The following is a 14,552-nucleotide window of genomic DNA, read 5'->3' on the forward strand; positions in this document are numbered from 1 at the left end:
CTATCGTTTTTCAAACTTTAAAAAAGCATTTTTAGGCTTTAGCGTAATTAATGGTGTGATATCAATGGCGTCAAAATCTGGAGTTATTTTAAAACTAGAAACCAATTCTGAAACGGCAATAATCATTTCAAACATGGCGAAGTTATTTCCTATACATTTTCTTGGACCTGCTCCAAAAGGAAAATAGTGTGATGAAAATTTACGTCCACCTTCATTAAAGCGTTCGGGTAAAAACGCATCTGGTTGTTCCCATAATTTAGGATGACGATGCATTTCATAAACTGAAAATAAAAGATTGCATCCCGCTTCAAAATCCAGGTCATTAAAAGTATCAACTTCTTTATTTACCCGATCTATAAAATATACAGGAGGATACAATCGCATGCCTTCCTCTATCACTTGCTGACAAATTTTAGATTGGGTTACCAAGTCCATTAAATCATCGCTATCTGCAAGAATTGTATTTCGCTCGTTAAAGATTTTTTCTTGCCATTCAGGATGTAACGCTAAAAGTTGTGTTATAAAAGTGAGTGCATTAGACGTGGTTTCATGACCTGCTGTAAACAAAATTAAGATCTCATCAATCAGTTGTTCTTCTTCCATTGGGTTGCCATCCTCATATCTTGCATCTAACAACATATCTAACAAATCATTCTCCGTTACTCCTGATGTTCGTCGTTCATTGACAATACGTTTTAATATTTGTCTAGCTTCACCTGTTAAATCAACATGTTTTTTAATTTCGCCACTAACGTTGAACCACCAACCCAAATACGGTTGGCGTAACTCTTTTACCAACATTTTTTGTGCAGCTTCTGTAATATATTGAAGCCTATTAATGTCTTCTTGATTGGCTGCACTACTAAACAAAGATTTTACTACGGCTTGAAATGCCAAATCATTCAGAATCGGAAATATATCAATCACCTCATTCGGTGTAATCTTGCTATATTCTGAAAGAATAGCATTTTTGATACTGCCTAAAAGGTTTGCTAATTGCTTTTTATGAAAAGCAGGCTGAATGAGTTTACGTTGTTTTTTCCAGTGGTCTCCTTCTGCAGTTAACAACCCAGTACCAACATATTTTACTAAATCTTCGGTCTGGATTTTAGATTTGGTGTAGTTTTTCTGATTCTTTTGAAGTACATATTCTGCAAATACAGCATCGCGAACAAAAACAACACTATTTTTAAATCCGATCTTTAATCTGAAAACATCGCCTTGCTCTTCAAAATTTTGATGATGAAATGGTAGCGGGTTTTTTAAAATCTCTAAAGAATGTTTAAAGAATCGACTTAAAGGAACTGTAGGTATGTTGCGCTCTGATTTCAATATATAACTAAGGGTATTTAAATTAAGTTTAAAACAGGTTAGTACATTTAAAATCTACCCGTTTTTAAAATAGACCTCCTTGTGTAGGACCTTTTACCTTGCCCAAATGTTTATAGGCTTGTTCTGTAACTTCACGTCCACGAGGTGTTCGCATTATAAAACCTTGCTGAATTAAAAAAGGTTCATAGACTTCTTCTATGGTTTCGGTACTTTCACTCACAGCCGTTGCGATGGTGCTGATACCAACTGGTCCGCCTTTAAATTTTTCGATGATCGTGGTTAATATCTTATTATCCATTTCATCCAATCCATAAGCATCCACATTAAGTGCTTTTAGAGCGAATTTGGCAATTACGATATCAATTTTACCATTTCCTTTTATTTGTGCAAAATCTCTAACACGTCTTAATAAGGCATTGGCAATTCTTGGTGTACCTCTACTCCGTCCTGCAATTTCTATAGCAGCTTCCATTGAGATTGGCATATTTAAGATTGATGCACTACGCTGTACAATTGTGGTTAAGAGTTCCGTTTTATAGTATTGTAAACGACTTTGAATTCCAAATCGAGCACGCATTGGTGCTGTCAACAATCCTGAACGCGTAGTAGCTCCAATTAAGGTAAATGGATTTAAACTTAATTGAACTGTTCTAGCATTTGGACCAGACTCAATCATAATATCAATCTTATAATCTTCCATTGCAGAATATAAATACTCTTCTACAATTGGACTTAAGCGATGAATTTCATCAATAAAAAGCACATCACGTTCATCAAGATTCGTTAACAACCCCGCTAAGTCGCCTGGCTTATCTAAAACAGGCCCTGAGGTCACTTTAATACCAACATTCAACTCATTGGCTAGAATATGTGCTAAAGTCGTTTTTCCTAGACCTGGAGGCCCATGAAATAAGGTATGATCTAATGCTTCTTCCCTAAGGTTTGCAGCTTGCACAAAAACTAACAAATTTTCCAACACCTGATCCTGACCTGTAAAGTCTTCAAACGTTAAGGGTCTTAATTTCTTTTCGACATCTAACTCGTCTGGTGTAAAGTTATCGCTGTTTGGGTTTAAGTTTTCGTTCATAGTACTTCCCGTTAGAACGGGAATCATATTAAATTACACTGCGTTTAGAAATATAGGTTCTTCGCTTCGCTCTGAATGACAACAAAGTCAAAACAAATATAAAGAAAAAGACCTTTGGAAACTATAAGCTATCCAAAGGTCTTTTCTAATCTATTTGAGGTTCCTTTTTTCAAAGGAATATATTTAGTGTTGTAATTCCTCTTCACCTTCCATTAAAGGAACATTCTGAGGTACAAAATCTACATCATGACCTGGCTTACTGTAATCATAAGACCAACGGTAAACATGAGGAATCGCACCTGGCCAGTTACCATGAATATGTTCTACTGGTGTAGTCCACTCTAAAGTTGTAGACTTCCAAGGGTTTTGCACAGCTTTCTTACCATAAAACATGCTAATAAAGAAGTTATACAAATAAATGATTTGTGCTAAACCACCGATAATAGCAAATATGGTAATGATAACATTGGTATTCGCTAAATCATCAAATAATGGGAAGTTTGAATTGGTATAGTAACGTCTTGGTAAACCAGCCATTCCTATAAAGTGCATTGGGAAAAATACTCCGTAGGCACAAACTGCTGTTATCCAAAAATGCAAATATCCTAAGTTTTTGTTCAGCATACGACCAAACATTTTTGGGTACCAATGGTAAATCCCAGCAAACATTCCATAAAGTGCAGATATACCCATTACTAAGTGGAAATGCGCAATTACAAAATAAGTATCATGAACGTTGATATCTAAAGCACTATCACCTAATATAATACCTGTTAATCCACCTGTAATAAATGTCGAAACGAAACCAATAGAAAACAGCATGGCCGGATTCATTTGCAGATTTCCTTTCCATAATGTTGTTATCCAGTTAAAGGCTTTTACCGCTGATGGTATTGCAATCAATAATGTTGTAAATGTAAATACAGATCCTAAGAAAGGATTCATACCAGAAATAAACATGTGGTGACCCCAAACAATTGTAGATAAGAATGCAATTGCTAAAATTGAAGCAATCATAGCTCGATATCCAAAGATTGGCTTACGTGAGCTTGATGCCATAATTTCCGACACTAATCCCATTGCTGGTAAAATAACAATGTATACTTCTGGGTGACCTAAGAACCAAAATAGGTGTTCAAATAAAACAGGTGATCCACCTTGATAATGCAATACTTCACCTTGAATAAATATATCTGATAAGAAGAACGATGTTCCGAAACTTCTATCCATTATTAGTAATAATGCCGCAGATAATAATACTGGGAATGAAACCACCCCTATAACAGCAGTTACAAAGAAAGCCCAAATTGTAAGTGGTAATCTTGTCATAGACATTCCTTTAGTACGAAGGTTGATGACTGTAACAATATAATTTAAGGATCCAAGTAATGACGATGCAATAAAGATAGCCATAGATACCAACCATAAGGTCATACCTAATCCTGAACCCCCTGAAGCCATTGGTAAGGCAGATAACGGTGGATAAATTGTCCAACCTGCAGCTGCTGGTCCTGCTTCTACAAATAATGAACTTATCATTATGATACATGATAAGAAGAATAACCAATAAGATACCATATTAAGGAATCCTGAAGCCATATCTCGCGCACCAATTTGCAATGGAATTAATAGGTTACTAAATGTACCACTCAAACCAGCTGTTAATACAAAGAATACCATAATGGTTCCATGTATCGTTACTAAGGCCAAATAAACATCAGCATCCATAACTCCGTCAGGAGCCCATTTACCTAATAATGCTTCAAATAAAACGTTTGGCTCTTCTGGCCAAGCAATTTGTATACGGAACATTATAGACATTAAAACACCTATAACACCCATTAAAGTACCTGTCACCAAATATTGTTTAGCAATCATCTTATGATCTTGGCTAAAAATGTACTTAGTTACAAATGTTTCTTTGTGATGATGTACGTCGTGTTCTTCGTCGTGAACGTGTGTATCTACTGTTGCTGACATAATCTGTTTATCTTTTTCTTAAAACCTTTGTTAATTTAATGAATTTGGGAATGTTTTTTGGTCTTTCATCCAGGCATCAAATTCTTCTTGAGTTTCTACAATAATCTTCATTTGCATATTGTAGTGCGATTTTCCACAAATTTTATTACATAATAAAAGGTAATCAAATTCGTAAAGTAATTCTTGACCCGATTCTTCAATCTCAGCTTTTCTATCCATTCTAAGCTCATTAATGTTCTGAACTTTTTCAACAATATCCGGATTTTGACGCATGTCTGCTGTAGTCACTGTTGGTGTGAATGCAAATTGAGTTACCATACCTGGCACACAGTTCATTTGTGCTCTAAAATGAGGCATATATGCTGAGTGTAAAACATCTTGAGAACGCATTTTAAATACGACTTGTTGACCCACTGGTAAATGCAATTCTGAAACCACAACATCATCCTGAGCATTTGGGTCATCCTCGTCTACACCTAATATATTAGCACGATCGATATCAATTAATCTTACGTTGGCCTTTCCAAGAACGTTATCACCACCACTATATCTAGCTGTCCATTTGAATTGTTGTGCATATAATTCAATAACCATTGGATCTTCATCTTCGTCGACATTCATAATGTCATTCCACGTGAATAGACCATAGATTATTAAACCAGCCAAAACAATCACCGGGATAACAGTCCAAATAAACTCTAAAGTGTTATTGTCCGCATAGAACAACGCTTTTCTTCCTTTCTCACCTTTATACTTATAAGCAAAATAATGTAAAAGAAATTGTGTAATTGTTTGTACTACAAAGATTACCACCATAGAGATAATCATAAGATTATCAACTTCTGAACCATGCTCAGATGCCGCATTAGACATAAGTGGTAGATCCCCGATATACCAAAAACACAAGATAGTAATCACATAGATGAATCCTAGGAAACCTATCATTAAGTAGCCATTGATCTTGTTATCGTGGTCGTCTGCAACTTGTGTATTAGTCGTGCCAACCTGAGCTAGATCAAATATTTTAACCATTTGCCATAAGGCAACAGCTACAAAGAGTACAATTATAATTGTTAATAAAGCAGTCATTATCGTTTCTGTTCTTATTTAAAATTAATAATGGAAATGTTCACTTTCCTTAATAAAAGGATTTCCTTTTGCTAACAATGGATATTTGCCAAGTGAAGTAAACACTATAAGCATAAATAAGCCACCGAATAATAATATAGATCCAATTTCTGGAATTCCTATGAACCATCTATCTCCAACAGTTGCAGGCATAATCATATTGAAAATATCTATATAATGTCCAAATAAAATTACAATACCTGCCATCACTACAAACCATGGAATACGCTTATAATCGCTATTCATTAATAGTAATAATGGGAATAAGAAATTCAATGCAACCATACCAAAGAATGGTAAGTTATAATCTTCAATACGTGTTACAAAGTAAGTTACCTCTTCTGGAATATTTGCATACCAGATTAACATAAACTGAGAGAACCATAAGTATGTCCAGAAAATACTGATACCAAACATAAATTTAGCTAAATCATGAATATGACTATCATTTACGAATGACAACAAACCTTTAGACTTTAGGAAAATTGTGATTAAAGCAATAACCGTGATACCACTTACAAACATACTTGCAAATACATACCATCCAAACAACGTACTAAACCAGTGTGGATCTACACTCATTATCCAGTCCCAAGACATCATTGATTCAGTATAAATATAGAATACAAGGAAACCAGCAGCTATTCTAAAATTCTTTTTAAAATATGTATTGTCATTAACATCAGCATTATCCTGTGCTACAGAGAATTTTCTTGAGAAATGACGGTATAATGACCATCCTGCAAGGAAAATTAAACCTCTAATAAAAAACCAAGGTTTATTTAACCAACTTTCTTTATTTTGAATAATTGTATCATTAGCAACAACGTTTTCATCCATCCAGATAAAAATATGACTGTCTGCTATAAAAGCAACAGCTAATACAAGAAGCCCACCTGGTAATACATAAGATGTAATACCTTCCATGACTCTAAATAGTACTGGAGACCATCCTGCTTGGGCTGCATATTGAATTGCATAAAATGCTAATACACCTAATGAAATCATAAAGAAAAAGAATGCCGCAACATATAATGCTGCATATGGTCTGTTGTGTAACTGGTGTAACACATGTTCTTCATGAGTCATTTCATGACCTTCAGCTTCAGCTTCGGCATCATGTGCTTCCTCAGCATGACCCTCCTCAGCATGTGCTGCGGATACATTGTGTTCTTCACCATGTGATTCGGTAGCATGTTCAGCTCCATGATGATCCTCATTCGCTAGAAACTCAGTTATATTGCCTTCATTAACACTGTACGCATCCATAAAGCCATAACCAACACCTAATGCTCCTAGAATCATTAAAATGAAAGCTCCTGTTCTTAATCGATTTGAAATTTTATATTCCATTTATATAATCTTTATCTAAATCTTACTTTTCTAAATCTGCCTTAAGCTTCTCAACATAAGCAACTACTTGCCAACGTTCTTCTTCGTTCAATTGGTTAGCATAAGAACCCATTGTGTTTTTACCATAATAAAGCGTATGATAAATACTACCTGTTGTAATCGCTCTACCTATATCTGCATAACTTGGTACACCTAAAATCTTTTCACGTTGTACCAATTTACCTTTACCATCTCCTTTATTACCATGACAAATACCGCAATAAATACCGTATAATTCACCAGCTCTATCGTAATCTACTTGTGTAGAATCTAATGGACTAGTTAAATTTGCCTTGGCAAACATAAAACCATCATTAGTATTTTCAATTTCAAAAGGCATAAAATCTCCTCTTGGTATAGAGCCTTCGGCAGGTAATTGAGCTTCAACTCCATTTGCGAATGCATCAGATTCTTGATAGGCTTCATAACCAATTGACTCGTACATGTTAGGCATATACTGATAGTTTGGTCTAGAGTTCTTTTGGCAAGACATAAAGCTAACCAACACTACTAATACAACTATATATTTTGTGGCTGTCTTCATATTAATGTGCATCTTCATCTTTGTTAACAATGTTTATCTCAACTGCACCTGTATTTTTCAACAAGTTTGTTAATGATTCTTCGTTATTATGAACTGCAATTTCCATTAAGAAATGGTCATCAGTAGTTCTTGGATCTGGATTCTCTGCTTTCTTAAATGGCCACATTCTACTTCTTAAGTAAAATGTAATTACCATTAAATGCGCCGCAAAAAATACGGTAAGCTCAAACATAATAGGCACAAAAGCTGGCATGTTTTCTAAATAACTAAAGCTTGGTTTACCACCAATATCTTGTGGCCAATCTTGTATCATTATAAAATTCATCATTACCGTTGCGACAGTTATACCTACACAACCATATAAAAATGCTGTAATAGCTAAACGCGTTGGTGCTAATCCCATTGCCTTGTCTAGTCCATGAACCGGAAAAGGTGTGTATATTTCTTCAATGTGATATTTTTCTGCCTTTACCGTTTTAACGGCTGACATTAAAACATCATCATCGGTATAAATAGCATGAATTACTTTCGAAGCTTCCATAGACTATATTAGTTGTTTAATAAGTTTTTAGCTTGTCCTGACCAATCATCACGTTCTGCTCTTCCTGGGAAAGAACCTGTAATTTCGTCTAACAAATCATATTCTCTTTTTGTCATTTTACTTACTTGTGCATAAGTAAAGATACCAATGTTATTAAGTACCTCTTCCATTTTTGGACCAATACCACTAATAACTTTTAAGTCATCAGCTGTTTGTATTGAAGCGTCGAATCTACCAACACCTTCTAATAAATTACCTAATTTCTCAGTATTATCTTGAAGTGGTTTTGAAGCCGTTGTTTCTTCAGGAATCTTAAAATTAGAGGTTCTAGAATCAGCACCGGTACCTGAAAGTGTTTCACCACTCTCTCTTATGCGCTTATAACGCTCACCTGATGATTTCAAGATAGTTTTTACTTCCGCTTGTGCAATCACTGGGAATGTACGAGCATATAATAAGAACAATACAAAGAAGAAACCAATAGTTCCGATGAAAATTCCGATATCTACAAAAGTTGGTGAAAACATTGTCCAAGATGATGGCAAGTAATCTCTATGTAACGATGTTACAATAATTACGAAACGCTCAAACCACATACCAATATTCACTACGATAGAGATAAAGAACGAAAACATAATACTTGTTCTTAGTTTCTTAAACCACATAAACTGTGGAGAGAATACGTTACAAGACATCATTGCCCAATATGCCCACCAGTAAGGACCAGTTGCTCTATTTAAGAATGCGAATTGTTCATATTCTACACCAGAATACCAAGCAATAAATAACTCTGTAATATATGCGACACCAACGATAGAACCTGTAAGCATAATTACAATGTTCATTAACTCGATGTGTTGTACTGTAATATAATCTTCTAGGCTACACACTTTTCTCATAATAATAAGAAGCGTGTTTACCATTGCAAATCCTGAGAAAATTGCACCCGCTACGAAATACGGAGGGAAAATGGTAGTATGCCATCCTGGAACGATTGACGTGGCGAAATCGAAAGATACAATAGTGTGTACAGAAAGTACTAATGGTGTTGCTAAACCAGCAAGCACTAGAGATACTTCTTCAAAACGTTGCCAATCTTTTGCACGACCCGACCAACCGAAACTTACTAAAGCATAAATTTTCTTTTGGAAAGGACGAACAGCTCTATCTCTTAACATTGCGAAATCTGGTAATAAACCGGTCCACCAGAATACTAATGATACCGATAAATACGTAGAGATTGCAAATACATCCCAAAGTAAAGGTGAATTAAAGTTTACCCATAGCGATCCAAATTGATTTGGAATTGGTAATACCCAATACGCCAACCAAGGACGCCCCATGTGAATAATCGGAAACAAACCCGCTTGCACTACCGAGAAGATAGTCATGGCTTCAGCAGAACGGTTAATTGCCATTCTCCATTTTTGACGGAATAATAATAGTACCGCAGAAATCAGTGTTCCTGCGTGACCTATACCAACCCACCAAACGAAGTTAGTAATATCCCAAGCCCAGTTGACAGTCTTGTTAAGACCCCAAACTCCAATACCCGTAGATACTGTATAAATAATACAACCTATTCCCCAAAGGAATGCGACCAACGCAATACTGAAAACAATCCACCATGCACGGTTGGCTTTGCCTTCAACAGGTCTTGCGACATCAACTGTAACATCGTGATACGATTTTTCTCCAGTTACTAAAGGTCTTCTAATAGGTGCTTCGTAATGAGACGCCATAATTATATACTTGTTTCTTAATTTAATTTACGCTTTTGATGTATTTCTCACCTTTGTCTGATAGATTACGTTAGGTTTTGTACCTACGTACTCTAATAGATGATACATACGATCGTCTTCTTTTAATGCTGTAATTTGACTCTCTTTGTCATTAATATCTCCGAATATCATAGCACCGTTTCCACAGGCTGCTGAACACGCTGTTTGGAATTCACCATCTTTTACAAGGCGACCATCACGCTTAGCATCAAGAATAGTTTTCTGTGTTTTTTGAATACACATAGAACATTTTTCCATCACACCACGAGATCTTACTACAACGTCTGGGTTTAATACCATACGACCTAAATCGTCATTCATATAGTAATCAAACTCATCATTCTTATTATATAAGAACCAGTTAAAACGACGTACCTTATAAGGACAGTTGTTTGCACAATATCTAGTTCCTACACAACGGTTATACGCCATGTGATTTTGACCTTGACGACCATGTGCTGTTGCAGCAACAGGACAAACAGTTTCACAAGGAGCATGGTTACAATGTTGACACATTACCGGTTGAAATACCACTTGTGGACTTTCAGCAGGATTTTCTAATTCACCAAATTCACTTAATGAACTACCTAATCCTGAAATATTATTTTTCTTATCTAAATCGTCTTTGAAAGTATCTTCAGAAGAATAGTAACGGTCAATACGCAACCAGTGCATATCTCTACTACGTCTCATTTCAGATTTACCAACTACCGGTACGTTGTTTTCAGCGTGACATGCAATTACACATGCTCCACAACCTGTACAAGCGTTTAAGTCAATAGATAAATTAAAGTGATGTCCAATAGAACGATCAAACTCATCCCATAAATCTACATCTGGAGATGTTACGGGTGTTTCTATATGATTAAGAGACACTTGAGGAACAGAATTCCAATGTTTCTTATCTTTTGTATTAAATATCTCTAATGTAGTTTCTTTGATGATATCACCACGCCCCATTAAAGTATTATGCAACTGCACACAAGCAAATTCATGCTCACCAGCTACTTTACTAATTGTTACTTCTTGAACTGAATTAAAGCCTTGGTATAATGGGTAAGCATTAACACCCGTCTTCATTTCATCTTTTAGTGCATTGGATGTTCTTCCATAACCAAATGCTAAACCAACAGAACCTTTAGCTTGTCCTGGTTGAATTAATACTGGCACTTTAGAAACCGTAACACCATTTACTGTAACATCGACATAGCTTCCGTTAAGACCACCATTAGCAACGTTCTCATTAACTAAACCATAAGCTTTAGCATCAGCTTGAGATACCGTAATATAGTTATCCCAAGATGCTCTAGTAATAGGATCTGGAAACTCTTGTAACCATGGGTTATTAGCCTGCTGGCCATCTCCCATACCTACTTTAGTATAAAGCGACAATTCTAAGTTACCATCTTTAGCAGAAGCTGCTAGAGCTCTTGCTGCAGTACCACCTGTTAAAACAGATGCTGCATCTACGTTATTACCGTTATTTACAGTCGTTGTAGACGTTGTGGTATTATATTCGTCTTTATCTTCTTCTTTTATACCAACTCCTACAGCAACATCATGAATAACTCCGCCTAAAAACGTTCTATCCTTTTTATCCGCTAATTCTGTTGTTGTAGAGGTCGTTGTTGTTGAACCATTAGAACCGCTTACCGAAGTACCGGTTACAAAAACACCATCTTGAACAGCTTTATTAAATGAAGAACCATTTAATATCCCTTCTGTCCAAACAGATTTTAAATAATCTCTATAAGAACCAGACGTTTCTGTCCAGCTCATTAGCACCTCTTGAAACTGCTTCGTATCAAATAACGGACGAATTGTTGGCTGCATCATTGAATAATGACCAGATTTAAATTCGAAATCACCCCAAGACTCTAAATTGTGAGGCGTTGCAGCAATATACTGACAGTTCGTTGATGTTTCGTCTTGCTTCATTGAAAACGCAACCGATAATTCTGTCTTTGCTAATCCTTCTTTGAAATCTGAAGCATTTGGTAATGTATACATTGGGTTTACACCATTCATGATGATTGCTCCAACTTTACCAGCCTTCATATCAGCTACTAATTGTGTAACTGCTTTATTACTTCCAAGTCTTGTTTTAATTGTTGTTTTAGGATCAAAAGCTTTACTTCTTAAATGCTCATTAATTTCTAAAACTGTTGTCTGAGCATTCACATCCTGAATCCCAGAAACAACAACACCATTACTACCAGCTTGACTTAATTCTTTTGCTGCATCTTTTACCGCTTTATCTAAAGCTTCTGGCAAAGATCCTGGTAATGCAACACCTGTTACATAACTATAAAGTTTAGCAAGTGCTAATTTTTGTTGACTTGGTGTTAATGGTACACGCTTATCTGCATTGGCACCTGATAAAGACATGTTCGATTCAAAATGAATATGTCTAGACATTTTTCCATTGGCAGGAATACGCTTTTTAGCATAAGCCGACTCAAAACCACCACCTTGCCAATCTCCTAAGAAATCAGCACCAACAGCAACAATTGTCATGGCTTTTGAGAAATCGTAATTAGCCATTCCTCTTGTGCCATACTTAGCTTGGTATGCATCTAAAGTTGCAGACTCTGAAACCGCATCATAAGCAACGTGATTAACGTTACCATATTTCGATTTAAAAGTTGCAATTAATTTATTTGTTGACGGACTCGGCAAAGATTGTGTTAACAACACAATTTGCTTACCATTAAGTCCATTTAATTTTGAAGTTGTTTCAGAGAAAAAAGTATCCCAAGATATTGCAGAATCCCCTTTCATTGGTGACTTCACCCTAAGGTTATCATACAATCCTAAAACTGATGCATTAACTCTAGCATTTGCAATACCATTAGAAGCTGCATCCGTATTATTCTCAATCTTAATAGGTCGCCCTTCTCTTGTTTTTACTAAAACACTAGCGAAATCAAAACCATCCGCAATCGTTGTTGCATAGTAATTGGCAACACCAGGAATAATCTCCGTTGGTTGCACTATATAAGGAATGGATTTAATCACTGGTCCTTCACATGCTGCTAACGAAGCTGCTGCAGTACTAAAACCAACGTATTTTAAGAAATCACGACGCGATGTAGATGAAGACTCTAAAGACTCTTTATCTCCCAAAAATTCGTCTGTCGGAATTTCTTCCACAAATTCATTTTGTTGAAGCGCCTCAACAATAGAGCTATTTTCGTTTAGCTCTTCAACACTTTTCCAGTATTTCTTGTTTGATGACATAGTGTTTATTTATAATTTTCGATTTTCGAATTTAAAATTAAAGTCTTTAAAACTTCAACAAATCCAATCTAAATATTTAACTCTTTTAATTTATTGTTTTTTTTCTCTTTAAAGTACTTCCTGATGAATCTGGAATCACAAAAAACGAGTTTTAGTAATGACACTTACCACATTCTAAACCACCCATTTGTGCTACTGTCAATTCCTCAACACCATACTTTTTAGATAATTCCTCGTGGATCTTAGTGTAATATTCGTTATCCTTAACTTTTACGTTAGTTTCTCTGTGACAGTTAATACACCATCCCATAGTTAAAGGAGCATGCTGATACATAATTTCCATTTCTTCTACAGGACCATGACAGGTCTGACATTCTATACCTCCAACTTCTACGTGTTGCGAGTGATTAAAATAAGCGAAGTCTGGCAAGTTATGAATACGAATCCATTTTACAGGTTTAGAATCACCGGTATATCCAGTTCCATCCCATCCCACGGCATCATATAATTTTTGAATTTCAGCATTATAATCAACACCAAAGTCAGTTCCTTCAGCTAAGGTTTCTGGTGCTACTTCCGAAATTGATTTATGACAATTCATACAAACATTTAAAGAAGGAATACCTGATGTTTTACTCACTCTAGCAGAAGAGTGACAATATTTACAATCGATACCATTATCTCCAGCATGAATTCTGTGTGAATAATGAATAGGCTGAACAGGTTCGTAACCTTGATCTACACCTACCTGCATAAAGTAACCATATACAAAATAACCACTAGCTAATAAAAAGACAATAGCCGTAACCATTACTAAAAATTGATTCTGAACAAAAGCCTTCCACAATGGCGTTCTTTTATCTTGCGAAGTAAAGACTTCGATATCCTTAGCTTCAGCAAAACGATTTAATGTACGATTCACTAACACTAAGGCGATTGCTAATAAAGCAAATAATAATGCCAACGCACCAAGTATTAAATCATTTGACACGCCACCTTGCCCACCACCTTCAGATGTTGGCGCAACATAGTTTGGACAACCTGGCTGAGGATTAGCTACACAAGGATCAACTTTCTCAGCAGTATAAGCTAATATATCAGAAATATCCTGATCACTTAACTGTGGAAACGGAGTCATTGCTGTGCCGTTGTGCTCATTAAATATTTTAGTAGCATATGCGTCACCTGCTTTGATAAGTGCAGAGCTATTCCTAATCCACGCACTTAACCATGCTTTATCTAAACCTTGCTCATCAGCTAATCGAGCTTCGATATTACGTAGAGCCGGACCCGTCATTGGCTTATCTAACTTATGACATGCTGCACAATTAGAATTAAAGAGCGATTTTCCATTTGCTGGATCACCTTCTTGAGCTATAAGGGCGGTTGAAAAAGAAAGCAATAGAACAAGACAAAGACTAAAAATCTTTGAGGTTAAACTACAGTAAATCACCTGTTTCATATTATAAGTTGGATTATCTTCTAAACTTTGGTACGATTTTTTCATTCAAAAAGTGAAAAAAGATG

Annotated in this window: 10 protein-coding genes; all 10 read right to left on the reverse strand. The window is 35.8% G+C overall.

What is annotated here, in order from left to right:
* Complete coding sequence (locus BLT80_RS00175) at positions 1–1,332, reverse strand: cytochrome P450 (RefSeq protein ID WP_092465578.1); 1,332 nt, start codon at positions 1,330–1,332, stop codon at positions 1–3.
* Between the two features lie 64 nt (positions 1,333–1,396).
* Positions 1,397–2,419: a Holliday junction branch migration DNA helicase RuvB gene (ruvB, locus tag BLT80_RS00180; protein ID WP_092465579.1), complete on the reverse strand. Its 1,023-nt coding sequence runs from the start codon at positions 2,417–2,419 to the stop codon at positions 1,397–1,399.
* A 183-nt stretch (positions 2,420–2,602) separates the two neighbouring features.
* Positions 2,603–4,399, reverse strand: coding sequence for a cytochrome c oxidase subunit I (locus BLT80_RS00185; protein ID WP_092465580.1), 1,797 nt, complete (start codon positions 4,397–4,399; stop codon positions 2,603–2,605).
* A 30-nt stretch (positions 4,400–4,429) separates the two neighbouring features.
* Positions 4,430–5,488 carry a cytochrome c oxidase subunit II gene (locus BLT80_RS00190; RefSeq protein ID WP_092465581.1) on the reverse strand — a complete coding sequence of 353 codons (1,059 nt, stop codon included), beginning with the start codon at positions 5,486–5,488 and terminating at the stop codon, positions 4,430–4,432.
* Between the two features lie 24 nt (positions 5,489–5,512).
* Entirely contained in the window at positions 5,513–6,880 is a 1,368-nt protein-coding gene (locus tag BLT80_RS00195; protein ID WP_092465582.1) for a quinol:cytochrome C oxidoreductase, read from the reverse strand.
* A gap of 22 nt (positions 6,881–6,902) precedes the next feature.
* Positions 6,903–7,463, reverse strand: a complete 561-nt coding sequence (locus BLT80_RS00200) for a c-type cytochrome (RefSeq protein WP_175455516.1) — start codon at positions 7,461–7,463, stop codon at positions 6,903–6,905.
* Between the two features lies 1 nt (position 7,464).
* The gene (locus BLT80_RS00205) at positions 7,465–8,004 is read right to left on the reverse strand and encodes a DUF3341 domain-containing protein (protein ID WP_092465583.1); all 540 of its coding nucleotides are present in this window, start codon (positions 8,002–8,004) and stop codon (positions 7,465–7,467) included.
* Positions 8,005–8,012: 8 nt separating this feature from the next.
* On the reverse strand, positions 8,013–9,746 hold the full coding sequence (gene nrfD / locus BLT80_RS00210) for an NrfD/PsrC family molybdoenzyme membrane anchor subunit (protein ID WP_092465584.1): 1,734 nt from the start codon (positions 9,744–9,746) through the stop codon (positions 8,013–8,015).
* Between the two features lie 27 nt (positions 9,747–9,773).
* Positions 9,774–13,025 (reverse strand): TAT-variant-translocated molybdopterin oxidoreductase, encoded by a 3,252-nt coding sequence (locus BLT80_RS00215; protein WP_092465585.1) that lies wholly within the window; start codon positions 13,023–13,025, stop codon positions 9,774–9,776.
* A 151-nt stretch (positions 13,026–13,176) separates the two neighbouring features.
* Positions 13,177–14,487, reverse strand: coding sequence for a c-type cytochrome (locus tag BLT80_RS00220; protein WP_092466835.1), 1,311 nt, complete (start codon positions 14,485–14,487; stop codon positions 13,177–13,179).
* Between the last annotated feature and the right edge of the window lie 65 nt (positions 14,488–14,552).

The organism is Winogradskyella thalassocola (genome assembly GCF_900099995.1).
GTDB classification, from domain to species: domain Bacteria; phylum Bacteroidota; class Bacteroidia; order Flavobacteriales; family Flavobacteriaceae; genus Winogradskyella; species Winogradskyella thalassocola.